Source organism: Providencia sp. PROV175, from assembly GCF_032707045.1.
GTDB classification, from domain to species: domain Bacteria; phylum Pseudomonadota; class Gammaproteobacteria; order Enterobacterales; family Enterobacteriaceae; genus Providencia; species Providencia hangzhouensis.
Map to the genome: position 1 here is coordinate 3,123,424 of NZ_CP120533.1, position 26,210 is coordinate 3,149,633.

At 40.2% G+C, this 26,210-nt stretch carries 13 protein-coding genes; 5 read left to right on the forward strand and 8 right to left on the reverse strand.

Annotation, left to right across the window (positions count from 1 at the left end; translation table 11 throughout):
* Positions 1 to 14: 14 nt before the first annotated feature.
* The 4 genes from pncB (at position 15) to P3L44_RS14260 (ending at position 6,404) form a co-directional block, all read left to right on the forward strand.
* Positions 15 to 1,229, forward strand: coding sequence for a nicotinate phosphoribosyltransferase (pncB, locus tag P3L44_RS14245; protein ID WP_272661767.1), 1,215 nt, complete (start codon positions 15 to 17; stop codon positions 1,227 to 1,229).
* A 490-nt stretch (positions 1,230 to 1,719) separates the two neighbouring features.
* Positions 1,720 to 3,120, forward strand: coding sequence for an asparagine--tRNA ligase (asnS, locus tag P3L44_RS14250; protein ID WP_272661766.1), 1,401 nt, complete (start codon positions 1,720 to 1,722; stop codon positions 3,118 to 3,120).
* A gap of 568 nt (positions 3,121 to 3,688) precedes the next feature.
* Positions 3,689 to 4,804 carry a porin gene (locus tag P3L44_RS14255; protein ID WP_272661765.1) on the forward strand — a complete coding sequence of 372 codons (1,116 nt, stop codon included), beginning with the start codon at positions 3,689 to 3,691 and terminating at the stop codon, positions 4,802 to 4,804.
* Between the two features lie 409 nt (positions 4,805 to 5,213).
* Complete coding sequence (locus tag P3L44_RS14260; protein ID WP_272661764.1) at positions 5,214 to 6,404, forward strand: amino acid aminotransferase; 1,191 nt, start codon at positions 5,214 to 5,216, stop codon at positions 6,402 to 6,404.
* Positions 6,405 to 6,505: 101 nt separating this feature from the next.
* Here P3L44_RS14260 and P3L44_RS14265 read toward each other — a convergent pair whose 3' ends face one another.
* From P3L44_RS14265 to cmoM, 8 genes are all read right to left on the reverse strand, one after another.
* The gene (locus tag P3L44_RS14265) at positions 6,506 to 13,738 is read right to left on the reverse strand and encodes an anthrax toxin-like adenylyl cyclase domain-containing protein (protein WP_272661763.1); all 7,233 of its coding nucleotides are present in this window, start codon (positions 13,736 to 13,738) and stop codon (positions 6,506 to 6,508) included.
* Between the two features lie 234 nt (positions 13,739 to 13,972).
* A complete protein-coding gene (locus tag P3L44_RS14270; RefSeq protein ID WP_272661762.1) occupies positions 13,973 to 14,620 on the reverse strand; it encodes an MBL fold metallo-hydrolase in 648 nt (215 codons plus the stop codon).
* A 39-nt stretch (positions 14,621 to 14,659) separates the two neighbouring features.
* Entirely contained in the window at positions 14,660 to 15,208 is a 549-nt protein-coding gene (locus tag P3L44_RS14275) for a YcbK family protein (RefSeq protein WP_004256173.1), read from the reverse strand.
* Positions 15,209 to 15,597: 389 nt separating this feature from the next.
* Positions 15,598 to 17,340 (reverse strand): L,D-transpeptidase, encoded by a 1,743-nt coding sequence (ldtD, locus tag P3L44_RS14280; RefSeq protein WP_140170783.1) that lies wholly within the window; start codon positions 17,338 to 17,340, stop codon positions 15,598 to 15,600.
* 413 nt (positions 17,341 to 17,753) lie between these two features.
* Positions 17,754 to 22,196 carry a chromosome partition protein MukB gene (mukB, locus tag P3L44_RS14285; RefSeq protein WP_140170784.1) on the reverse strand — a complete coding sequence of 1,481 codons (4,443 nt, stop codon included), beginning with the start codon at positions 22,194 to 22,196 and terminating at the stop codon, positions 17,754 to 17,756.
* On the reverse strand, positions 22,196 to 22,921 hold the full coding sequence (gene mukE, locus P3L44_RS14290; RefSeq protein ID WP_004256187.1) for a chromosome partition protein MukE: 726 nt from the start codon (positions 22,919 to 22,921) through the stop codon (positions 22,196 to 22,198). Before mukE ends, mukB begins: the two co-directional genes overlap by 1 nt.
* The gene (gene mukF / locus P3L44_RS14295) at positions 22,902 to 24,227 is read right to left on the reverse strand and encodes a chromosome partition protein MukF (protein WP_140170785.1); all 1,326 of its coding nucleotides are present in this window, start codon (positions 24,225 to 24,227) and stop codon (positions 22,902 to 22,904) included. The genes mukE and mukF overlap by 20 nt, the downstream gene beginning before the upstream one ends.
* Positions 24,224 to 25,012, reverse strand: a complete 789-nt coding sequence (gene cmoM / locus P3L44_RS14300; protein WP_272661761.1) for a tRNA uridine 5-oxyacetic acid(34) methyltransferase CmoM — start codon at positions 25,010 to 25,012, stop codon at positions 24,224 to 24,226. Before cmoM ends, mukF begins: the two co-directional genes overlap by 4 nt.
* A 354-nt stretch (positions 25,013 to 25,366) precedes the next feature.
* Between cmoM and elyC the strand changes: the two genes are divergently transcribed.
* On the forward strand, positions 25,367 to 26,194 hold the full coding sequence (elyC, locus tag P3L44_RS14305; RefSeq protein WP_272661760.1) for an envelope biogenesis factor ElyC: 828 nt from the start codon (positions 25,367 to 25,369) through the stop codon (positions 26,192 to 26,194).
* Positions 26,195 to 26,210: the final 16 nt, after the last annotated feature.

Below are 26,210 nucleotides of genomic sequence, written 5' to 3' on the forward strand. Positions count from 1 at the left end.
GATGTCTGCGTGCCATGAATTTAGACGCTACACCAATTATTACATCACTGCTTGATACCGATGCTTACAAGCTTCATATGCAGCAGGCCGTTTTCCACCGTTACTATCAGGTACCGGTTGTCGCTGAATTCCGTTGTCGTAGCAGTGAGATCTTAGGTGCTTACGCCAATGAAATCAGGCAACAAATTCAGTTGATGGCTAAGTTATCACTTTCTGATGATGAACTGAATTTTCTCCGCTGTTTACCTTTCTTCCAAGAAGACTATCTTATGTGGTTAAAGTCATTTCGCTTTAACCCTGAACAAGTCGTTGTCAGTACCACCGACGAAGGCCAATTGGCTATTCGCATTAGTGGGCCTTGGCGTGAAGTGATCATGTGGGAGGTACCACTCCTTGCATTGGTCAGTGAAATCATCCAAAAAGATAGGCACCCAAACATTCATCCTGATGATGCAGTTCAGCAACTTAAAAAGCTGTTAAATGTTTTTTATCAACAAGCTGATAAGCACCAGCTTGATTTGTCTCATTTTAAGCTCATGGACTTCGGGACACGCCGCCGTTTTTCCTACGATGTGCAATCCGCCATTGTTTCGATGCTTAAACAAGAATTTCCTTATCTTGTGGGGACGAGTAATTACAAACTTGCTCACGAGTTAGACCTAGCCCCTGTTGGCACACAAGCCCATGAGTGGTTCCAAGCCCACCAGCAAATCAGCCCTGAATTGGCAAATAGCCAACGCGAAGCATTGCAGAGCTGGCTAGATGAATACCCTAATCACTTAGGTGTCGCATTAACTGACTGTATCACCATGAATGCCTTTTTGCGTGATTTTGATGCTAACTTTGCGAACCGCTACCAAGGGTTGCGTCATGATTCAGGGGACCCGATCGAATGGGGTGAAAAAGCCATCGCTCATTACCAAAAATTGGGTATCGACCCTATGAGCAAAACACTGGTGTTCTCTGACAGCTTAGACTTACAAAAAGCACTTGAATTATATCGTTATTTCCACCAACGGATTAACCTTGTTTTTGGTATCGGCACTCGTCTAACCTGCAATATTCCCAATGTTACACCGCTAAATATTGTGATCAAATTGGTAGAGTGCAATGGTAAGCCTGTCGCTAAGCTCTCAGATAGCCCTGGAAAAACCATTTGTGAAGATGATGAGTTCGTCAATCAACTCAGAAAAGCGTTCGACCTACCTAAAATGGAAAAAGCCAGCTAATTAAGTCACTTTTCCCTAGCTCTGAGTAAGAATTTGCACTTTTCTTGCCCAGAGCTTCAAAACCCCCTTTTTCTTTTATTCACTTACTATTACTATAGCTTTTAAGCTCAATAACCACGCTTCGCTTCAACAGAAATGTTTTATCGCGATTTTTTACTTGTTTCCTAATAAATGGCAAGTAACATAGAGCTTTGGCCCCTGAAAAATGGGATTTCGTTAATATCCCTACTTTAACTATTTTAATCGCCATAAACCGATGACATTTTTTGAATAATATTCATAGATATAAGCGGTCGAATGGATTTAAAACAATTTGAATTACATCCTAAATAATTCGGGTTGTAGGAAGGCGGCAAACAAAGTGAGCCCTAGGAGCATACATAAGTATGTGACTAGGGTCGGTTTGTGAAGCCAACGCATCTACGGCTCGAAGTATGACGGATTGAGATAGTCGAAGTAGATATCGTTAAATATGAAGAGAGTGAATTATATGATAGTAGCGCCTGTAGTCGACGTACTGCAAGGCCGAGTGGCGGTAGGCACAGAAGTCACCGTTCAAGGCTGGGTACGTACAAGGAGAGATTCAAATGCTGGTTTTTCTTTCCTCGCCGTTTATGACGGTTCTTGCTTTAATCCGTTACAGGCTATCATTAATAATAATTTACCGAATTATAATGACGAAGTCCTGCACCTAACAACGGGTTGTTCTGTTGAAGTTACGGGTACCGTAAAAGAATCCCCAGGCCAAGGTCAATCATTTGAGCTTGAAGCCACTGCTGTAAAAGTTGTTGGTTGGGTTGAAGACCCTGACACCTACCCAATGGCAGCAAAACGCCACAGTGTTGAGTTTTTACGTGAAGCCGCACACTTGCGCCCACGCACTAACTTAATTGGTGCCGTTGCACGTGTGCGCCACACTTTAGCGCAAGCTATCCACCGTTTCTTTGATGAGCAAGGCTACTTCTGGGTTTCAACTCCAGTTATCACTGCGTCAGACACCGAAGGCGCGGGGGAAATGTTCCGTGTTTCTACATTGGATTACAATAACCTGCCACGCGATGACAAAGGTGAAGTCGATTTCAGCGAAGATTTCTTTGGTCGCGAAGCTTTCTTAACTGTTTCAGGCCAACTAAACGGTGAAGCCTACGCTACAGCAATTAGCAAAGTCTACACTTTCGGCCCAACCTTCCGTGCGGAAAACTCGAATACCAGCCGTCACTTAGCTGAGTTCTGGATGGTCGAACCTGAAGTGGCTTTTGCTTCTTTAGATGATGTCGCAGGCCTTGCAGAGAAAATGCTGAAATTCGCCTTCAAAGCCGCCCTTGAAGAACGTCGTGATGACTTAGAATTCTTTGCACAACGTGTCGATAAAGACGTTATCAACCGCTTAGAAAACTTTGTTAACTCAGACTTTGCACAAGTTGATTATACGGATGCCATTAAAATCCTAGAAACTTGTGGTCAAAAATTCGAAAACCCAGTTTATTGGGGCGTCGATATGTCGTCTGAGCATGAGCGTTACCTTGCTGAGCAACACTTTAAAGCCCCTGTGGTTGTGAAAAACTACCCGAAAGACATCAAAGCGTTCTATATGCGCCTCAATGAAGATGGCAAAACCGTTGCTGCGATGGATGTATTAGCACCGGGTATTGGCGAAATCATCGGTGGCTCACAGCGTGAAGAACGTCTTGATATGCTCGATGCCCGCCTTGAAGAAATGGGCATGAATAAAGAAGATTACTGGTGGTACCGTGATCTGCGTCGTTATGGCACCGTTCCTCACTCAGGTTTCGGCCTTGGTTTTGAGCGTTTAGTGGCTTATGTCACTGGTGTGGGTAACGTACGTGAAGTGATTCCATTCCCACGTACCCCAAGAAATGCAGCGTTCTAATAACTCCTTTTCTGTATTAATACCCTAAGTTACGGGCCAACTAATGTTGGCCCGTAACTTTTCAGCTCTAATATACTTTCACTATACAACTATCTCATCTTGTTACATCAAATTACAGCCACATGATAACTCGATCACAATTTTTACGTTATCACCTTATTATTCTCCGCAAACAGCCAGCAATCTGCTACCACTAAGAATAATCTGCTTTTTAATCTCACTATTCTCTTTTTACTAGTGATAAATAACCGCTTTGTATTCGCTAAACTGCTCAAAAAAAACTCAATTTACCTTTTGAAAAAGTTCCCTAATTTTTGTAATATTTTTTAAACTGGTACGATGAGTGGTTATTTATTGTTCTATTTTTTACATTTTGAAACATCTAGTTACCATTTGTTTCAGAATCTTTGATTTTGTAGCACTTTGAGGGTAGATAATTTTATTTAGCAATGGAACACTGGTCGCCGACATAGACGACACTAATCTCTCATAAATAGTTCCAATTATTTTTTGCGAATTATTTTTGGCAGTGGCAGGTGTCCGAATAACACCAATGAGGGTAATAATAATGATGAAACGCAATATTCTTGCAATGGTTATCCCAGCTCTGTTAGCTGCTGGTGCAGCAAACGCAGCTGAAGTATACAACAAAGACGGTAACAAATTAGACGTTTACGGTAAAGTTGACGTTCGTCACTACTTTGCTGATGCTCGCGTTAAAGCTGGTGACAATGCAAAAAGCCAAGACGGTGATGATTCACGTGTTCGTTTAGGCCTGAAAGGTGATACTCAAATCACTGACCAACTGACTGGTTTTGGTCGTTTCGAGTGGGAAACTAAGACTAATAAAACTGAAGGCAATAACGACAATAAAAACCGTTTAGCTTACGCGGGTCTGAAATTTGCTGATTTCGGTTCAATCGATTACGGCCGTAACTACGGTGTTATCTATGACACGAACGCATGGACCGACGTTATGCCTTTATGGGGCGGCGACACTATGGCCCAAGCTGATACCTTCATGACTAGCCGTAACCGCAACCTGTTAACTTACCGTAACAACAATGCATTTGGTTATGTTGATGGCCTGAGCTTCGCGCTGCAATATCAAGGTAAAAATGGTGACCAAAATAAATCTGGTACTAAAAACGCTTGGGAAAACAACGGAGACGGTTACGGTTTCTCAACTGCTTATGACTTAGGTTGGGGTGTAACACTGGGTGGTGGTTACTCAAATTCTTCCCGTACTCCAAACCAAAACAGTAAAGCAACTGGCGCAACTGGCGACCGTGCTCAAGCATGGAACGTTGGTGGTAAATTCGACGCTAACAATGTTTACTTAGCAGCTATGTACGGTCAAACTTTGAATACTACTCACTACGGTAGCGCCGACCTGATCGCTAACAAAACTGAAAACGTTGAGTTAGTAGCTCAGTACCTGTTTGATTTCGGTTTAAAACCATCTATCGGTTATAACCAATCTAAAGGTAAGAGCCTGAGCAACAGCGCTAAGAATGAAGATTTAGTTAAATATATTTCTGTAGGTTCTTACTACTACTTCAACAAAAACATGTCTGCAGTTGTTGATTATAAAATCAACCTGTTAGATAAAAATGACTTCACTAAATCAGCAGGTATCAGCACTGACAACGTTCTGGGCTTAGGTTTAGTTTACCAATTCTAATTATCAGTTAACTGATAAACTAGAAAACGGTAACATGTTTTTGTAAGCAGCGCTTCGGCGCTGCTTTTTTATTTCGCTCTCCCCGCCTCAAACTGCGCCCCCTAAAAGCACCTAAATTATCGGTAAGACAGACTGATTCACCTCCTTTATAGATATTTATGGTTAGATTACATGCAATTCCTACCTAGCTCACAAGATCTCGCCAATTTTTGGTAAAACGGTTGGCAAAAAGCCTTTATCACGTTACCCTGAGAACTCGACTCGTTCGACTAAACCCGTTTTCAGCTACACCCGCGAGTTTCGTTTGGTATGGGCAGATTACAAGCAAGGATAGCCAACTGCATTCTCACTTATGCCTCATACCTTAGGAACTGTGTGGGTACCACTACAGAGCTTTGGAATCGACAACATGTTTGAAAAAATTACTTCTGCCCCTGCTGACCCAATCTTAGGTCTTGCTGATAGTTTCCGTGCTGATCCCCGCGATAATAAAATCAACTTAGGTATTGGCGTCTATAAAGACGAATCAGGGAAAACCCCTGTGCTTGATACCGTTAAAAAAGCAGAAAAATTCCTGCTGGATAACGAAAACACCAAAAACTATCTTGCGATTAGCGGAATGCCAGAGTTCGGCCGTGTAACACAAGAACTGTTATTCGGTGCACAACATGAAATTGTCACCTCAAAACGTGCACGTACAGCGCAAGCACCCGGCGGTACTGGTGCCCTGCGTATCGCAGCTGATTTTATTGCGAAGCAAACTAATGCAAAACGCGTTTGGATCAGCAACCCAACTTGGCCTAATCACAAAAATATTTTTGAAGCGGCTGGCTTAGAAGTGCTGAGCTACAATTACTATGATGCAGCCAACCACGGTATGGATTTCGACGGTATGCTTAACAGCCTGTCATCCGCTGTTGCTGGCGATGTAATTGTTCTACACGGCTGCTGTCATAACCCAACGGGTATTGACCCAACTTCTGAGCAATGGACAAAGCTGGCGGCATTATGTGCGGAAAAAGGTTTATTGCCAGTTTTTGACTTTGCTTACCAAGGTTTCGCAAAAGGCTTAGATGAAGATGCCGAAGGCCTGCGTATTTTCACCAAAAACAACCCTGAAATGATTGTTGCGAGCTCATTCTCTAAAAACTTCGGTCTATACAATGAGCGTGTCGGTGCTTGTACCATCATAGCCAAAGACAGCGATAACGCCGAGCGTGCATTTAGTCAAGCGAAAGCGGTTATTCGCGCAAACTACTCAAACCCACCAGCACACGGCGCCGCAGTGGTAACAACCATCCTTTCTGATGACGTGTTAAAAGCTGAGTGGGTCCAAGAATTAACCGCAATGCGTGAGCGTATTAAACGCATGCGCCAATTGTTAGTGAAAACATTGGAAGAAAAAGGCGCTAAACAGGACTTTAGCTTCATTATCAACCAAAACGGTATGTTCTCCTTCAGTGGCCTAACAAAAGAGCAGGTAGAGCGTCTACGTAGCGAATTTGGTATCTATGCCGTAAGCTCTGGCCGTATTAACGTGGCAGGCTTAACATTAGAGAACATGGTTCCATTATGTGATGCCATCGTTAAAGTGCTGTAATTGTTCGGATGCGTTAAAAATTAAGCATTGAAAATGTTAAAGCAGCGTATTTAATATCATGCCAGTCAGTCGCGTTACTGACTGGCATTTTTTATAAAAAACTATTTAAGGTGGCTAAAGAAGCGCTCCGTTATTTGTACCGCTCCCCAATTCTTCCGGTAATTATCATTAGGGATGCTAAGGTCGAGATTTCGTTCATAATCAATGCGCTCTTCAACGAGTAGCTGAACCAAACGGTCAATAGTTTTCTCTATATGTTGTTCCGATAATTGCTGGTAACTATTGAGATGACGCACCTGCATGACATGATTCTTTGACCCAATATGGTTGTTATGAATCAGCGTTACTTCCCTTCCACTCTTTGAGCGATATGTTGTTTCAGCAATTTTAGTTGATAATTGTTTATAATTAGTTTCCTCTAAATCAATTAACACCACTTGATTGCGCCCCTCAACATCCGTGATCTTCACATCACCTTTTCCATGACCGCTGACAATATAGAGGTCATCACCTTGAGTTCCCGCTAATTGGTCTTTTCCATCTAAAGAGATTAGTACATCTTGATGCATCCCTTGTGCCAATAAAATATCATCACCTTGCCCGCCATACAGCACATTTTCACCTCCTTGGGTAATCAGCTTATCGTGACCACTCCCCCCCTTAATAATGCGCCCTTGTTTAGACATATCCATGACATGATCATTGCCACCTAAGGTATCAATAAGCCAATTATTTCTTGTACAATCCTGCTGTAATAGAATGCCATCATCTCTCAACGTTAGTTTTAAAGGCCTTGCTACACCATCAACTACCACGCCATTTAATGTGCTTGCAAGCTCATCAACGGGTTTCCAAGTGGTGAACGCCCCTGACTGTTTGGCTTTATGGAGTTTTTCAGAGAGATAATTAACGAGCGGAGTCATCCCGTGTCTCGTGGAGGAGTTAAATTTTTCGTCCAGCCGCTCATAATGGTGAATATTGAAGTTCCCCTCACCATCATCGTTAGAAGCCTTAATTTTTACCAGTTTACCGGCGGGTGAAGCATAAAATTGGTATATTGAGTCACTTTCTTCAATTGGTTGACGTTTAAAATTGACCAAATGAATATGGTTATTGCCAATCTGGTCTTCAATATAAACGACACCTGCCTGATGACCATCAATTAAATAGTGATCATCACCAGCCTCGCCCATTAACGTATCGTTTCCTAGACTGGATAACAGCAAATCATCCCCCGAGCCACCACTAATAAAGTTGTCCCCAGCACCACCATATAAGAGATTATTTCCACCGCTGGCTTTAATATTATCATCACCATCCCCTCCCAAGAGGACATAGCTTTCTAAGCCTTTATTGATAATAGTATCATCGCCATTTTGAGCATCAATGACATGTTTTTCAGATTGATAGCCCATTGGCAATATAATTTGATCGTCACCCGCACTACTTTCTTTAACTGGGTTTACTGGTGTTAAGCGGTTTTCCTGTAAGTTGACTTTAAATAAATTGCTATGCTTGTCTTGAATTAAAACAACATCACAGAGCTTATTGCCTACATTAGTAAACTTAATACTCAATTGTTTTTGCCCGAATTTATCTAAACGGTATAGCTGCCCATCATCCATATACAGCGAATAACCATTTTCTGTAGACAACAATAAGCACAGGCTGTCCTTATCCGTAAAACTGTCATTGACTTTAGAAAAATCAAATTCGACCTCACCATATTCCTCTTTATTTTGTACAATTTGGTAGGTATCGATTCCATGGCTAACTTCAATATAACTACCTAATTTTATTAGGGGTAATATATTATTTTGACTATTTCCACGGTAGGTTAAGTGTTCAGCACGTCCTATGGGCGTAAACCATCCCCAATTAGGCTCCTTATAATGACGTGATTGGTTTATCGTTATGGTACCCATTGACTCATCTATTTTGACAGATTTTCCGTCTATAGATGATAATTGATCCCCTTCTTGTATATAGCTTAAACTAAAATACTTGTTAGGATATTTTTCATCTATTACCGTTGTTATCATCCAACCATCAAGGGTTTGTAATCGATAGACATGATGTGGCACCTTCGAATCTGCATCTTGAATATTTTCGAGGACAATATTGACTTCACTTTCTACATTTTGAAAAAAGTGGCCATCAATACTATTTTTGGGTTGTCTGATTGTTAAAACCAAGTGGTTGCCGTCCAGCTGAACTTGCTTTATTTCATCTAGAAAATACTCTAAAGCGACTCTGCTTTGTTGGTAATTAGATTCTTTAATAACCACTTTCGCCTGAAACTTGTGGTTATTTTGTATATAAATAGGGTTTAGGTATTTTCGCGTTTTAACTGATTTTTCTTTTCTATCAAAATAGCGCTCTGTTAGGTACAAATCGTCAGCATGGTCAAGCCACTCATAACGGCGAATATGATAACTATCATTACCGTCACCACCAGCTGCAATACCTTGAGTTAAAATGAGTTTATCATCCCCCCCTTTTCCTTCTACGATGTCTTTTCCTAACCCGCCATCCAATATATTCGCCGTATCATTTCCCCGTAAATGATCATTGCTATTCCCTCTTATCATCACATTTTCCATACTTTGCAAATGGGCAACGGGAATAAAAGAATGATTTCGCTCTCGCTGATAAAGCACCGTATTTTTGTTTAAGTTTACATATACACGGTGGCTATCTGGTAGATTATCAATAATAATTGTGTCCTGCCCGTCTTGGCCATCTAGATACTTAGTCGGCTTCTTTCCCCCTAGTGAAGTTAACGATGCTAAACAGCTATCTCGAATAAAAAATAGATCGTCTTTATCTCCCCCTGCAAAATACTTTTCACCTGATAATACTTGAAAGGCATTCTTCTGTGATTTTTTACCGATTACAACGTCATTACCATTAGCCGTATTCCAGCTAGTCCCTTCACTATTGGTATTTTCAATATATAACGCTGTCCGTTGTCTGTTATTCACTAAATGTTCACTGAAAACACGTTCATTTTCCCTTAGCATTTGTTGCCCTAATACACCAAATTCCGTTTTTTTCGAATAAAAACTAATTTGTTCCGGGTTAGAATTTATTAACTGGTCTTGAAGAGGCTGTGATAATTCATCATCTAAAATTTGGTGTCGTACTTTAAATTCATCTAATAACGAGTTCTTATAGGTAGAATTTAAAGAATAACGCTCATGAGTCGCTATGCTACCGGTATTTTTAAGGTCAAATATCTCTTTCTCTTTTGCTTTCAGACGAAAGCCATGCTGAATAGACCATCCCATATTTTCATAAAGGTGTTTTAAATTTTTAAACCACGCCGTCGTTCTGGCAATTTTATTTTGTAAAAGAAACTTAACTTCATCAGCAGTAAACGAAGGTGCCTCTTTACGTAAAAAACGCACCGTCGTATTTCCCGCCCCTAGATATAGATTTCCCAACTTACCGTAAAAATAATTATCATAGTTATCAACTAAATAATATCGAGGCTCATTTTCATAGGTCGGCTTTTCAATGACACTAAGATGGTGAGCAAATCCTGCCTGCATAATATTATTTTCAAATAAAACGAGAGCCATATTCCAATCTTGCTCTTTAAACGCATTAATATAATGTTGTATATTCATTTCTTGCTGGCTACGTATGGTTGGGTCTAAACCTAAAGCACCGCGGATCCCCTCTTCTAATTCACGATCCCAGTCAATATCAATAACTTCTTTGATGTTTTGAACCGCACGAACACCGCTATAAGCCCAGCCCCCAACCAGCAGTATACCTCCAATAACTAACCCAGCGACGGGGATAACGGAAGAGCCCACTAAGATGCCAATAACAGTGACCCCATTGATCACAGCATTAGCAATAGAGAAAGATGCATTTACGATAAGATCTTGGCGTTGTTTCGGGTCTGTGACATTGTCTAATTTAGATAAGCTGTCGTAGGCTTGGTAAACATCAATTCCCATCCCTACCAAATTGAAAATCACCACCGTCCCCGAAGCAATCCTCGCACGGACTAACGAAGTTGCTCCCTTACTGGATGCAATATTTAATAGCATCGGTTGCACTATCATATCGCCGTAATTAAACAAGGCTGACGCAGCAAGTAAATAAAACTGTTTTTCTAACTCTTTAATTTCCTCATCACTAATATCGGGGTTATCTAGTTTATCCAAAATTGCATAAGCACTAATCAAACTTTGAGTAGCTCCGGCTGCCCCCATTGCTTGCCCAGAACGATTTGCCAAACGTTGAAATTGAGGAAGTCTCTTACCTGCTTGACGAGTCTTAAGTAAGACTGGGGATGGGATGCTATTTTTCTGAACATCAATACTATCCGCTAAATATTTAAACTGTTTTTTTAGCACTCCCGACTCAGCAAAGCTAGCTTGGTAATCAACTAATTGGTGGATATCCGCTGACTTTAATTGTTCATGGAATACTTTAATGAAAGAGAGATCTTCTTTCCCACCTTCCATCAACGTAAAATACATTGTTAGTTTATCTGCGGAAAAACGAATTTTATTATGTAGATCAGCCGTATTGATATCACCTAAAGAAATAGGTTTTCCATCAATAGTGGCACCTAATTGTTGTAATTTGGCAAAGGCAATTTTTTCACCGTTAATAGTGATCCAACCGTTTTTTGGTAACGTAAATTCAATTTGTTCAATAATTGATTGTCGCTGGCTACGTAAAGAAGACAATGCGCTTTTAAAGCCAGCTGAGTCTAAGTCAATACGCTGAAAGTCTGCTCTAAATTCCCCTTCAGAAAGTTGGTTATTTTCACTAAAGTAATGCTTAATTTGCTGTTGAAATTGCTGTAGAGCTTGTTGAGAAGAGCTATTTTTCACATTAAGTTGGAGCCCATGGGGATCAAATAAGCTGATTTCATAACCGCCATTACGTTGTACATAAGTTACGGTATAAGTGACCGATTTCCCCTTTAAGAAGATTATTGCGTTATCCACTTCGCCAAGTGTTGCGAATAGACTACCAAGTGATTGATCCGCTATTGAAATCCCATTTTTGTGGAGTTCAGTATTAATATCTTGGCTGTACTGCTCCATCTTTATCAGCAGTGAGTTTTCTGCTGATGTCGATGCATTTTTCACTGTGGCTTGCTCTATTTGCCCTTTACGTTCAATAAAATCTCGTGCTGAATAGCTTTCCCCTAAATACAGTTCAACCGCGTATATTCCCCCCAAAGTTTGATCCATTTCTCGGCTTTGAGCGCCTGAACGAATAACTCCATGATCTACTAACTCAACTTTATTACCATCAATTAATTGTTGGTTAAATTTAGCTAATCGCTGTGCTTGGTTATCTTCATAAAGGCTAAATGCATCTGCAAAAAAGTATTGTTTCAAAGGTGCATTTTTCCCAATAAAATTGGCTGAGGCTAATTCACTAAATTCTATTAATTTATTACTAAATAAAATATATTCATGATTATCCGTAACTAACGCTAAAATTTTGCCTTTATCGATTCCACTACCAGCAGGAAATAATTTCATTAATAACTTTTGTGAACGTTCACTTAAGTGATTTAGTATCGAGATGTCATTTCTTATCGCAGACAATAATATCTGGATATCACTCGCTTGTTGTTGATAAGAACTTGATATTTCTAGTTCTAAAAATGGCTCTAGTAATAGTGAATTAGCTTCAAATTTTTGACTTAACGTTGCATTTAATTTTCGATTTACTAACGGATCAGAGACTGCAATTTTTAGTTTTTTAACATCAATATTGCCATTTCCATCAGAAAAATACTTCAATAAATAGGTGTGTTCAGTCTTATTAATATCTTGAATAGAAATTTCTTTTAGTGCTATTTTTTCTAATGTATTAATAATAGAATGATGTGAATTTTCAACTGTTTCCAGTTCTTTTATTTTTTTGTTTTCATTCAAAGCGTTATCAAAGAGATCGGCATTCTTAATTTCTGTTCCGTGCTCTTCGGCAAGAATAGTTTTACGCTTATTGTTATCTAGATGAATATCTTTAAATTCATCGTCAGTATCTAGCATAACGTTCTCATTAGATTGCTGCTTGTTTTCTTTATTTTCAGCATTGTCGTTAAGGCTTTTTTTTCGACTAATTTCTGCTAGTCCTTTTAAATAGGTATCTGATATTTTTCTTTTGGATTCAAATAATTCTCCATTATCACCTTCACTCCATTTTTTATTTAACGGAGCACGATACCCCTGATTAATTAATAATTGCTGGAAATTAGATAGTTGTTCTACATTATCAATAATAATAGAACCATTAGAATTCATTGGAAAATACGTCTCAATTGATTCCGTTGACCCTCTAAGTTTATTTTTCCCCTTCAGGTTTTCAGGTAAGAAAAAAGTTATCGGAAAATTTTCACTCATCACACTGGCAGGGTTGGCATCATCAGCACCGTGGTGAACCAGTTCAAACCCATTTTCACGGCCTAGCTGGCGGTTCATCTTATCTTTGAGTTGTTTTATTTTCTTATTGCTAACACCGTTATCCTGCCCCTCATAACGATCATATTCCGCTTTATTATTAAATAGTTTTTTTTCCTTTGCTGATAATTCATCATAATTGACACTTGCTTTCCATGTTTCCCAAGATGGCATTTCTCTCACATTGATATAATGCTCTAAATCTGACATTGGAAATATAATGCTAAATAAATCATAATCTGCCGTGACAGGCTTGCCTGTTTTAGTATCCCCAATAACCAAGAAATCAGTCAATTGTTCATTTTCCAGATAGTAAACTTTCCAGTTATCTAATGTGCTATCAGCACTTTTTTTCAGGAAAAAGACTTTCTCACTGCCATCAACAATGGATGTAGTACGATAATAGCCCTCATCATTAATAAGTTCTAATGGTGAGATAGCACTAAATTGACGTAATTCATCTATTCGCTGAGTGCTAATCTCTAAATGGACACTCATTGCCTTACCGGATTGAAATAGCTCTTGAAGCTGGAGATTAAGTTTATCACTGTTAGTTCGGCCTGATTTTTTAGCAAATTCCTGTTGTACCGGAATAAAACTACTATGAGGCCCCCAATCTGCACTTTTACCTTTAATGGCTAATCCCTTACTACTGTACTTCCCCGATTCAATTAAACTCGTTGATTTAGCATCTATTGGCCGTATACCAATAATAATATTTTCTTCACTAGCTATTTTCGTAAAAATGCGTTGATGGCTAGCTGGAATACCCGTTTTAACCTGCGGGCTCGTTTCTGCCAACGGTTTAAGTTGTAAATTGATACTCGAATAATCTCGCCCTGTTTTACCATTACTTTGAGTTATAGCGTTAACATCCTTATCATTCATGTTCTTATTTCCCTGAAAATTACAAATTCACTAATTATTTCAATTAATTATTTGTTTATTATTAAAACAAGCAATTATTTGTTCGATAGGAAAATAGCAAAATTCGAGGTGTTCCCAAACTAAGTTGGGAACAATTAGGACATAGTGTTAACTATTATTTTTTTTATGACATGATTAATATCGAGCTATAAAAAAACCCCCTGTAATTAAGGGGGGTTAAGTTAGATTAGATAATTACCAGACTGGTTGTTCATCTTGTAAGAAAGGGTTTGTTTTTCGTTCAAAACCGAGATTAGACATCGGCCCATGACCAGGAATAAATTGATAATCATCGCCAAGCGGTAATACTTTGTTTTTAATTGATGAAATTAAATCTTGCTGATTACCTCGTGGGAAGTCACTACGACCAACACCACCTTTGAATAATACATCACCCATGGAAATTAATTTATCAGCATGGTTCACAAAAATAATATGACCGGGCGTATGGCCAGGACAATGCAGTACATCAAATGTAATATTACCACAAGTCACTTTGTCCCCTTCTTCTAACCAGTAATCTGGTGTGAAGTCAGGGCATTCGCCTATATAAAACATTGCATTTTGCTCTGCGAGGTTTTCAATCCAAAAAGCGTCTTCTTTTTGTGGACCATAAATAGGCACTGAAAAGTGCTTAGAGAGGGTAGCCGATGCACCGATATGATCAGAGTGACCATGCGTTAACAGAATTTTAGTTAACTTCAGCCCAAGGTTTTCAATAGCAGAAATTAACTTCTCTGCTTCTCCACCGGGGTCAACAACAACTGCATCTAACGTATTTTCATCCCAAATAACTTGGCAGTTTTGCATAAACGGTGTTACTGGGATAATAGTATATTTCATCGAGCAATTACTCCATAATCTGTGTCACCTATGCACAGATTACCACGTTCTTGCAGGCCCTGTATCAATATGTATAAAATTGCTTCGTGGATAATAACCAACACCACCTGCTTTCATTTTCAGCGCAGCTTTACGGATATTACTCAATTGTAACCCTTCAATATGGAAATCCATCGCCTGCCCGCGTGTGTGGTAGCTTTTCTTTGCTACGCCAGAGCTTTTACTGCGTAATTTATTGTTAGTCTCTAAAGAACGATAACCAGAGATCAGTTGGACAGGTTTGTTTGTTCCCATCATCATTTGTAATAAATAGATTTGGTCAAACAGTTTTGGGTCAATAGTTTTTACTTTGTCGCAACGGTAATCACGGAAAAAATGATTTAAACGCGCTAATTCAGACTTATTATAACGGCGCCCGTCAAAAAACTCAGTTTTTAGCGATTCGCCTGTATTAATGTTTTGAAAACGCAAAATTCGTGGTCGAGGGGTCGTCATTGCAGCAAAGACATGGCTTGGTAATAAACTAAGGCCAATCGTTGCAGCCCCAATACCTAACCACTTTCTGCGGGATTGATCAATTATATCCATAGGTAATAGCTCAGACTCTAATAAATTCAGTATTAATCGATAAAATTTTGGCAATCTATTGAGTCTAGCAAATCATGCTTAGCTTTAATGTATAATTATGTAAAGATATGCATACTTAACAGGAATTTTATTGCAGTTTTCGTCAGTAATAGAGTTTTGTCACTCAAACTGCTCGAAACATGCAATCTTAGACACAAAATATGCTGCCTTTATCAAAGTAAGTAAAATAGCCATAGCTGAATAACTATAAAATAATGGAATAAACAGGATAAAAACAGAGAATAGAGGAAACGTCACGGAATGAAAATTTACGAAGAACTATGTTCAGGCCGTTAATACGTAAAATAATTAAGGGGAGAAAACTCCCCCTTACAAATTAAAACCCACAATTAGTGTAAAATCTTTTTCAATATTGGCAAATATTTATCTGCATTATTAATAGAATTATCATACTGATAAATATCGGCTCGATATTGTGGTTGCTGGTCTTTATCTACCCAAGCAGTTTGATAATACAGAAAAACTGGGATCCTATCGGGTATATTCACATACCGTGTTGCGCCTTCTTTCAATGCACCATCAATTCGTTTTTGTTCCCAACCAGCATCACCTAACAAAATACTGGCTAATTCGCTTGCTTTATTCACTCGCACACATCCAGAGCTTATTGCACGTGCATTACGATTAAATAAACTATGGTTTGGTGTATCGTGTAAATAAATCGCATCTGAACTCGGCATATTAAACTTGTAGCGCCCTAATGAATTGGTAGGGCCAGGGGCTTGTCGAATGCGATATGGGAAATTCGCTGGGGTGATATTTTCCCAATCTATCGCATAAGGATCAATTTCGTACGAATCGGAGCCCCAACCTGAATACACTGTATACCCTTTACGGCTAAAATAACTTGGATCTTGCTTTCCTTTTGGTGCGATATCTTTACGAGCCATACTGGTTGGCACGCTCCAAGGCGGATTAATAACCACGTTATTTAGTGCACTACTCATGATTGGTGTTTTGCGATCAGCACGACCAACAATCACTTTTGAATCTAAAATCACTTCATCATTTAAATAGAAATCTAAAGAATAGCCAGGAATATTGACTAAAATTCCGGTACCACTACTTGCAGGAATAATACGCAAGCGCTGAATATTAAGTGCCATTAAACCCGCTTTCTGCTTAGGCTGCATATTTAGCCAAACACGCGTACCTTTTCCAACCACACCATCTGCTTCTAAACCATATTGTAATTGGAATTTTTTTACAGCCTCGACGAGTTCTTGGTCATAGACTTTCGACACAGCGCTCGCTGGTGTTTCTGATGGTTCGACTGTTTGTTCAACCGCCTGTTCTGCGACTTGAGCCATTGTCTCAGGAGGTTCAATTTCTTCGGTTACACTTCCACCTTCAAGTAACCCTTCACGTTGTAAGATTTGACGTAACATAACCACATCATCGCTAGACTGCCCTGGCTTTAATGTTTTCGTTCCCACAATTTCCAAATTATCTTCAGGCATCGCCAATAATTTCAACATTTCCTTGCGCATTGGCAAATACATTGGATGATTCGGTGCCTGTGATCTTACCCAACTACTTAGGTTATTAGATTCAACGGCGTCTATCCATGGTTTCATTTGAGCCGTTGTTGGAGCAATAATTTTATATGGCCGATTAGTATATAGCCAGTACTGCCCGCTCGCCTCTATTGATGACAAATACTGTAAATAGCCAAGCATGGCATCAGATAAAATAACGTCGCGGCCCAGTTCATTTAACTGGTTATTTTCCAGTATTGCCAACCATTCCCCAAATTGAGGCTGAACCCCAGCAAGGGATAATTCTGCCAATTGTTGTTGAAATTGGCTAATTGCCGTTTCATCTTGCCACAATAGCTGCATTTGCCTATCAGCATATAGTTTTGCTAATTGCGTAGAAAAAATAGGTTTCACATCCGTAGGAAGTGATTGTGTTATTTTTACTAAACTTTCTGTTGGTGTAACTGGAGCTACCGCTTGAACTTCAGAAACACTTTGCTGCGTATTTTCTTCATTTGAAAATGCAGGAAACTGTAACGCCATCAACCCGCATATTACTGAGACTTGCAGAGCTCGCACTCTTCTCTTTGCCATACATCCACCTTAATTAACTACATGGATAACAATATTTTTTATTATAATTACAATTTTATTGTATTTAATTTTAGCAGTAATGTTATAGGAATAGACTAATTTTCCTTTTTTCGGATTATAGACAGATAAGCACTTAATGAGAAAAAGAATTATTTTCATTATTAGTGGGTATTTATTGGTGCTTTAAACATAGATGAATTTTATTTTAATTAAAAGCTTTAGCTAACGCTTTCTTTCTCACTTAATTTCCATATAGAAAAAGAGGTTTTCATCATGAAAAAATATGTTTTAAACATCGGGTTTTATTCAAATTAATTAATAATCTTGTTAAATTGCATTTGCACTATTTGTTAAATACAAGAAAACCGATATTTATTCCTAAATACCGGCTTTCATTTCATTCACAAAAACTATTACTGCAATGTTGGTGCTTGTACGTTCGGGGTTTCTTGCCCGAAGCCTTTTAAGCCAACCACATGCACATGCTCATGATTACCAACCACTTTACGAACTAGCTTATAGGTTGTGCCCTTCTCAGGGCTAATATTCTCAGGCGCCGCAATAATTAGCTGCATTTCTAACCTGTCACACAGTTCAAATAAGGTTGCAATTGATTTAGCATCTAATCGCGCAGCTTCATCTAAGAATAATAACCGGCAAGGAATAATATCTTTAGCACGCAGACGGCGAGACTCTTCTTCCCAGCTTTGTACTACCATCACTAAGATGGACATACCCGTACCAATAGCCTCACCGGTGGATAACGCACCACTTTCTGCTTTTAGCCAGCCATCTGAACCTCTATTAACCTCAACTTCTAATTCTAAGTAGTTGCGGTAATCGAGTAATTCTTCACCGATGGTTTGTGGCAACCGCTGCCCAACATCCACTTGAGGGTTAAGGCGTTGGTATAATTTCGCCATCGCTTCAGAGAAAGTTAACCGTTGGCTGGTAAACAAGTCTTGATGCATTTCACTTTCTTCAGAAAGGACACTGAGTAACAGCGCATGGCTTTCTCGAATATTCACATTGAGGCGAACACCTTTAACCTGACCAAATGCCACGGCTTGCAGCCCTTGGTTTAGCATACGAATTCGATTCTGTTCGCGCTGAATGGTTTTGCGAATAATATTCGCCACACTTTTTGAACTGATCGCCAATTTTTGCTCACGCGCCGTTAGCTCTTCCGTTAAGCGCGCCAGCTCAATTTCCATTTGCTCGATTGCATCAATCGGGTCATCTGTACGAATGATGTCTTGGCGAATACGTTCACGTAGGTGTTGATATACCGCGATAAAGAATTTGATCTTCCGCTCAGGGTGTTTTGGATCTTCGGACAAACGCAGTACATCACGTAAATGTTCGTTATCCGCAACCGCTAAACGCAACGCACCTAAGGCTTTATCCGACATGGAACGTAAGCTGTCACCGTCAGTATAGGCCAGCTCACGGCGATGTAAACGACGCTCGACACCATTGTCTTTCACCAAGCGCATTACCGCACACCAACCTGCTTTTGCCGTCACTACCTGCTCACGCAGCATATAGTAGTCTTTTTCTAACTTACGAAGGCGCTTCTGTAAGTTATCCATTTCAGCTTCACATAATGTCAGCTGTTTTTCTAACTGGTTAATACGGCTACGATTTTCCATGACGCGCTGGTGCAGCTCATCACGTCGAATACGAGCGCGCTCTTGAGCATCAGGATCAGCTTTTACGCCGATCTCTTGCATCTCAACCTCGAGCTCTTTCAACATTTCTTGTTTGGTATCGAAAGAACTGCGTAACGAGGCAAAAACTTGATGGAACTGTGCACTTTGTGCTTGGTGCTGGCGTAATTGTTCACGAGCACGTGTACGCTCGGTTTCTGCCTGTTCTAAACGCTGACGTAATTTTTCATTCAAGTCCGCGTTTTCATTCACCATTCCTGTTGAATCACTGTAACTAAAGTGAGCACGACGCTGAACAACCTCAACTAATGCAAAGGCTTGCTGTTTTGCATTTTGTTGGCTGTGTTTTGCTGACTCATAATCTTTGCGTAATTGTTCATGTTGTTCAGGATCACTGAGTAACACTGTCACAATCGGTTCTAACTTTTCTAACGCATGACCATGTTTATTCAGGAAATGTGCCGCTTCTTCTGCTTCCGTTAGTTCTTCGTTTATCTCTTCGACTCTGTCCGCCAATGTTTCATCGAGTAATAACCCCATTTGAGGTAATAAACGATTAAGAGCCGCAAGGCTTTCTTTGCCTTGTGCAAATTGTTGGCGTTGCTGCTGAGTTTGCTCTTCAAATTGTGCCAAAGCACGTTCAATTTCCGTGCGTTTCTGGTTAAGCGAACGAATTTCAGCTTCAGGATCATCTTCAAAGGCCACGGAAATATGTTGGCCTATAAACCGACTGAATGCTTGGTGCGAACGCTGAATTTTCTGCACATCAAATGACAGATTCGCATAACGCTCAGCAAGCTCATCACGTTCAGCAGTTAATGACTCTAAATGACTTTCACGAGCAGCACGACCAAACAAAGGCAATTCAGGATAACGAGAGTAACGCCATTGACGCTCAGACGAACGGACTAATACCGCATTTTCAAATTCCTGCGCATCAAAAACGCTGTCATCGAACGATTGAGGATCCCCCTCGATAAAATAAACATCGTCAGGGCAATCTTGTAATGTTTCGAGCTGGCTACGGACCACAGATAAGTCTTGAACCACAATACCATGACGAGCTGGGCCATATAACGCAGAAAAATAAGCCGCATCTTCGATGGTAATGTCATCATAAATTTCTGATAACAAAACACCATTAAAACGCTCAGCCAACGCTAACATGCGGCCATCTTCCGCACCACTTGGCTGACTTAACCGCTCAATTTGCTTTTCGAGATCTTTACGTTGCGCAGCAACTTCATCTCGTTCAACCGTTATTTCCCTTTCTTGTTCAAGGAGTTGCTGCATAAACTCAGTCACAGCAGTACTTGACTCAAACGTTTCATGGGATTGCTCATTAAGCTGTGTTAGCGCTTCTTGGGCCATAATCCATGCAGGGGCTTTAGATGAAAGTTGGCTAATCCGCTGGCGAATTTGTTCCAGTTCTTGGCGCATTTGCATTCGTCTTTCGCCACTCTCATTCACACCAATACTGAGCTCTTCTTGTTGCGCTTCCAGCTCAGCCATCAGTGCATCAAGCTCATCTGGCTCATAGCTTTGGCCATGACGTTTACAGAATTCCGCCAATAAGCGTTCTGCATTTTGCTGGCTATTCAGACGTTGTTGCAATTCAGATAGCTGCATTCGTAATGGTTGTACACGATCCGCTAAATGTTGTTGTGATGACCAATCACGTAATAATGCACGCGCTTGTTGGTATGCATCACTGCGGCTAACTTCCCCTACCATATTTCTAACCAATTGATAGGCTTGCTCAAATTGGCTATGTGCGGCATCAGCCACACTCATTTTTTGCTCAAGCGCTAATAACGCTTGGGTAGCTTGTTGCTCACGCGCTTCGAAGGTATCTAACCATTCATCTGCGTTATCAATGGATAATTCAGGAAGCTGGCACAATTCACGAGCACGCGTTAAGGCATGCAAGGCTTGCTGGTACTGAATGGCACGAGTTTGTTGTACATCCAGTGCTTGTTGGTAGTCAGCTAATTGATTTTTTAATTCATCAACTTCAATTTCAGCAGCTTCAGCTCGTGCTTCATATTCTTCTTGAGTTTCAGTCGCTTCAGCAACAACTTCACTTTGTTCTTCAAGACGATAAGTCAGTTCTTCGATATCTGCTTGATAGCGATCGATTTTTTCTTGTTGACGCAGCGCGGCTTGCACTAAATTTAAATGGTCACTGGCAGCTTGGTAGTCAGCTTCTAATTCTGTAGATGCCCCATTTTGCTCATTCAATTCACGCGCCATTTCGACGCTACGAACTTGTTCAACACGTAATTGTTTACGGCTAGCTAATAGCTCATTGCGCGCAGCCAGTGCTGCATCAAGGTGAATGCGTCTTTCATTGGAATGGCGCATGTAATCCGCAGAAACATAATCAGTCGCCTGGCTAATCAAATGTTTGAATAAGTCGCGGTCTGATTGAGTGACACGAATGGCTTCTAATGTTAAACGGTTTTCACGCAGAGCCGCTTCCATATCTTGGAATGCTTTACGTACCCCACTGTTTTCTGGCAACAAATAATCACGTAATGAGCGAGTAATGGCACTAGAAATACCGCCATATAGTGACGCTTCAATCAGTCGATAATATTTGCTTCGGTCACTCGCAGAACGTAAGCGTTTCGGTAACACGCCTAATTCAAACAGTGTCGAGTGGTAATCGGTAATTGAGCTAAACTGCTTAAACAAAACGCCTTCCTGTTCTTCAAGACATTCTTTTAGCTCATTGAGTGGGATCACTTTTGCTTGGCGGCCATCGATAACTTCCGTCAATATTTCCGTTGGAACTGTCGCTAATGGAATGCCTTGTACCATAAATGGCTTAATATCGACTTTTTTATCGCGCCCTGCGACTTGCTGTAAACGCACCCCCACCATGACTCGCTGATGCTTCGAATTTAACACATCCAAAATAGCGTAACAGACACCAGGACGTAACTTACCATGCAAGCCTTTATCACGAGAACCTGAGGTCGCGCCGGCTTCCGTTGTGTTACGGAAGTGAAGTAAGGTTAAATCTGGGATCATCGCGGTAATAAATGCCGCCATGGTTGTTGATTTACCTGCACCATTACCACCCGATAACGTGGTCACTAATTCATCAAGGTCAAAAGTTCGGGCAAAAAAACCGTTCCAATTCACCAGCGTCAGTGAGCGAAATTTTCCGCGTTCAATCATTATTCTTCATCCTCATCACTTTCTGCCGGTTCTTGACTCTCTTCGCCATCCTCTTCATCACTATCTTTTAGTGATAATTCACCGTCAAGAGAGATAGCTTCACCATCACGGATCATCCGTAACTGTGCATCTTGTGGGTTATCGCCACTGCGCACATCGGCGCCAAAACGGAATACAGATTCACTAATAATAAATTTACTCGAATCATTTTGCAGAAAATGCACCATTCCCAAGCGACGTAAACGATTGAGTGATGTTCTTAATTTTTCCTGCAATTTTTGTTTATCTAGGTCAGAGCCTGTCGAACGTTGATTAACAAATTTAAGTAGTTTGCTTTCATCCGCTAATGATAATAATTCTTCAAATAACTCTTGTGAGGTAAAAATACCTTGGTTACTCAAGCGTTCAGGGCTGAGATAGAGATAACAAAGAATTTTCCCAACCATCATATCTAATTCAGATAACACAGAGCGAGGTATTAAGGTTGTTGATCGCGGACGTAAATAGAAGAACCCCTCAGGGGCACGAATTAATTCTACGTTATATCGTGCATAAAATTGTTCTAATGCTTCCTGAAAATCCATTAAAAATGCGTGGTTATCAAGGTCATCAACACTAATATGGCGACCTGAACGCAATTGGCTGTCTAGCTCTGGAAAAATCGGGTTAGCTAATGCTTGAGCCAGTTTAACTGGCATAAATTGTTCAATATTTGTCGATGACATGTGCCTGTACCTTGGCTCCGTGATCATTAATAGCTTGCCATTCTGCCGGTAATCCCGCCAAATCAGCCTCTGCGATACCTAATTTAACAGCTTGGTCGATAATAATTCGAGCAACATCAAAATGACGTTTTTGTGGATATTGCAGTAAGTACTCATGCAACACACGGCCAATATCGAGCGGCCGTTGCTCTGCTTTATAAATAGCTAACTCAACTTCCATTAGCTCAGCAAGCTTGTCATTTAATTCACTAAACTCTTCAAACTCAAGCTCTGGTGGTAATTCACCCATGACCTCTTCATCATGCAACGCGAGCTCTTCATCACGCATATCGAATAACCGATCCGCATTAGCGTAAGTGAGTGCCCAAGGGCTATCAAGGTAATGCTGAACGGATTGACGTAACCGCTGAGAAAATATTCTATTTTTATCCATATCGATAGCTGTACGGATAAACTTATGAACATGACGATCATAACCAATCCATAAATCGATAGATTGTTGACCCCAGCTAACAATACGGTCTAGTTTATTTTGCAGGTCAAAAACCAACCTATCCACTAAATCAGAGAACGCTGGCGCATTCATATTGGCTTCTTGAATACGTAATAAATTCGCTTGCAGTTTATCCCCTGCGGCTTCCAATGTGTCTTGCAACTCACGCAATGTACCTGATGTTTCTGATAATAATTGCTCACAGTTAGCAATAGCTGCCTGCCAGTCTTGATTTAATAATGCGGCAATATCTTCTTTTACTGAATTTTGCTGTTCATCCATAATACGTTGGGATAAATCAATACTGTCAAAAATTTCAGCAACTGAATATTTTAGTGGGGCAAACACGTAACGATGCCAATAAAATTCATCACCACCTTCCTCTGCGGCTTCAGCGGCACGTTGCAGCTCTCCTGCAACAATAGAAAGTTGCATGGAAAGTCTTAATGTTGAGAACTCTCTCTGACGAATATAATAATCGCTGATGCCAATCCCCAAAGGGGTTAACCGGTAAATTGCATTACCTTCAACAATGTCACTGGCAAAACGGTTAAAAATCTTCTGGCGAACCATATCATTGATGGCATTATTGGCCCTTACTGACAATGATTCAGTTGTCTGCTCAAACCCTTTGCAAACTTCACGAAAGGCATCAACCAGTTCCCCTTCACTCATTTCACCATTGACTCTTTCACTATTTAATACCGCCACCGCAAGCAAAAATGCTAAACGCTCTGCGGGAAGTGAAATCGAAAAATCATTTTTTCGTGCCCAAGACACAAGTTCAGGGACGGTCTGGGAAAAATCACTCATAAATCGTCCTTTTGTATTTGTTTGCGTGCCATGACATGAATATAACGCCCCATGCTAATATAGGGTTCTTCACGGCAATACTGCTGTTCTAATGCCAACAATGCCGGAAAATCTTTTTGTTGTAACTGCCGACTTTGTAAATAGTCATGGAATACCCTGACACCACTTTTACCGATGATTTGCATATTACACTCGCCCAACCAAGCATCAACCTGATGAGGAAAAAGCGGGTTTTGTGGTGATAACGAGCGTTTACGACGACGTTGAATATGTGGCGTTGCAAGATGAAAATTTCCCAAAATTGCATTACGCATCACCAGACCATTTGCATTATAGAACATGACAGAAAATACGCCTTCTGGTCTAATTATATCTACCAGTTGTTCAATTGCATATTTTTGATCGCTAATCCATTCAAGTACCGCATGAAATAAAACAAGGTCAACAGATTCATTAATATATTGTGCGATATCTTGCACTGCACAATGAACAAAACGCATGTTATCGCTAATACCTTGTTCCTTGGCAAGCTCACTGCCTCGTTCCAACATCTCTTCAGATAAATCGCAAAGTATCACCTGATGCCCCATTTCGGCGAGTTTGCGTGAAAAGTGTCCTTCACCACCACCTGCATCAAGTATTTTTAGAGTTTTACCCTCAAATTGGCTGCTTAATAATTGAGTTAAATCTTGCCAAACTACCGCTTCTCGTATTTTTCCTTTTGTCGTTCCGTAGATATTTTTTGCAAATTTATCGACAATATCATCAAAGTTGCGGTCTGCCATGTGCTATCCGGTTGCCTATCATCTATTATTTAAAGCGGTTTATGAGCCAATTTGTCGCGAAAAAACGTAAAATGGTTGATTACATCCTGATATTGAGAAAATTAACTCTAACCAGAAATATTCTCACATTGCAGCGTATATATCACATACAATGCGAGGCGACTGTTAAAACAGGAATTATAACAGATAATAGCTATATTTTTGCATAGTACTTCATTATGCTCAGCAAATTTCAGTTTGCTACTATTAAACACTATTCTGTTATTTTCCCTCTAATTTCGCTGCGTTATTGCATATTTTTCCGTAGATACTGCCACAATGATTAATCGATAACCCTTAAGAATAGGCTTAGTTATGTTATTTATCTTAAAAAAATATATTGGTTCTCTATTGATGCCATTACCATTATTACTCATCATCGGGTTTATCGGATTGCTTTTGCTTTGGTTTACACGCTGGCAGCGTTGTGGAAAGGCGTTTACTACCCTAAGTTTAGTTTTAATAACTCTGTTGGGGTTACAACCTGTTTCAGATACTTTACTTGCCCCAGCAGAAAAACAATTCAATAAGCGCTATGAATTAATTACTGAGAATCCACCTCAAGATGTACGTTATATTGTTGTTCTCGGTGGCGGTTTTACGTATAACCCTGATTGGAGTCCAAGTTCCAATCTGTTGAATAATAGCCTACCTAGAGTGACTGAAGGTGTTCGTCTTTACCTTAAACACCCTGGTAGTAAACTAATTTTCACTGGCGGTAAAGCGAGTAGTCCTATCAGCAGTGCCGAAGTTGCTGCACAAGTTGCTCAATCCTTGGGGGTCCCCGCACAAGATATAATTCCCCTCACTGAACCCAAAGATACACAAGAGGAAGCTTATGAAGTTGAAAAAATCATTGGGAAATCTCCTTTTTTATTAGTAACTTCTGCTAACCATCTACCTCGAGCGATGACTATGTTTACTCAACGAGGAATGAACCCTTTCCCTGCCCCCGCAAATCAGTTGGTTATCACGAGTGAAATTAATCCATGGGAGAAATATATCCCTTCCTCTTATTACTTTGGCCATAGTGAACGTGCTTGGTATGAATTTCTTGGTACGCTTTGGTGGCATTTAAAACCCAATAATACACAGGCGTTAGAAGAGCAACTTGCTACGCCTGAGTCAGTTACCGCTGAATAGTAGCAAAAAAGGTGTA

What these genes read in the sequence shown, in the direction of transcription:
- pncB (WP_272661767.1), top strand. Translation starts at nt 15, where the DNA reads ATGAATTTAGACGCTACACCAATTATTACATCACTGCTTGATACCGAT.
- asnS (WP_272661766.1), top strand. Translation starts at nt 1,720, where the DNA reads ATGATAGTAGCGCCTGTAGTCGACGTACTGCAAGGCCGAGTGGCGGTA.
- P3L44_RS14255 (WP_272661765.1), top strand. Translation starts at nt 3,689, where the DNA reads ATGATGAAACGCAATATTCTTGCAATGGTTATCCCAGCTCTGTTAGCT.
- P3L44_RS14260 (WP_272661764.1), top strand. Translation starts at nt 5,214, where the DNA reads ATGTTTGAAAAAATTACTTCTGCCCCTGCTGACCCAATCTTAGGTCTT.
- P3L44_RS14265 (WP_272661763.1), bottom strand. Translation starts at nt 13,738, where the DNA reads ATGAATGATAAGGATGTTAACGCTATAACTCAAAGTAATGGTAAAACA.
- P3L44_RS14270 (WP_272661762.1), bottom strand. Translation starts at nt 14,620, where the DNA reads ATGAAATATACTATTATCCCAGTAACACCGTTTATGCAAAACTGCCAA.
- P3L44_RS14275 (WP_004256173.1), bottom strand. Translation starts at nt 15,208, where the DNA reads ATGGATATAATTGATCAATCCCGCAGAAAGTGGTTAGGTATTGGGGCT.
- ldtD (WP_140170783.1), bottom strand. Translation starts at nt 17,340, where the DNA reads ATGGCAAAGAGAAGAGTGCGAGCTCTGCAAGTCTCAGTAATATGCGGG.
- mukB (WP_140170784.1), bottom strand. Translation starts at nt 22,196, where the DNA reads ATGATTGAACGCGGAAAATTTCGCTCACTGACGCTGGTGAATTGGAAC.
- mukE (WP_004256187.1), bottom strand. Translation starts at nt 22,921, where the DNA reads ATGTCATCGACAAATATTGAACAATTTATGCCAGTTAAACTGGCTCAA.
- mukF (WP_140170785.1), bottom strand. Translation starts at nt 24,227, where the DNA reads ATGAGTGATTTTTCCCAGACCGTCCCTGAACTTGTGTCTTGGGCACGA.
- cmoM (WP_272661761.1), bottom strand. Translation starts at nt 25,012, where the DNA reads ATGGCAGACCGCAACTTTGATGATATTGTCGATAAATTTGCAAAAAAT.
- elyC (WP_272661760.1), top strand. Translation starts at nt 25,367, where the DNA reads ATGTTATTTATCTTAAAAAAATATATTGGTTCTCTATTGATGCCATTA.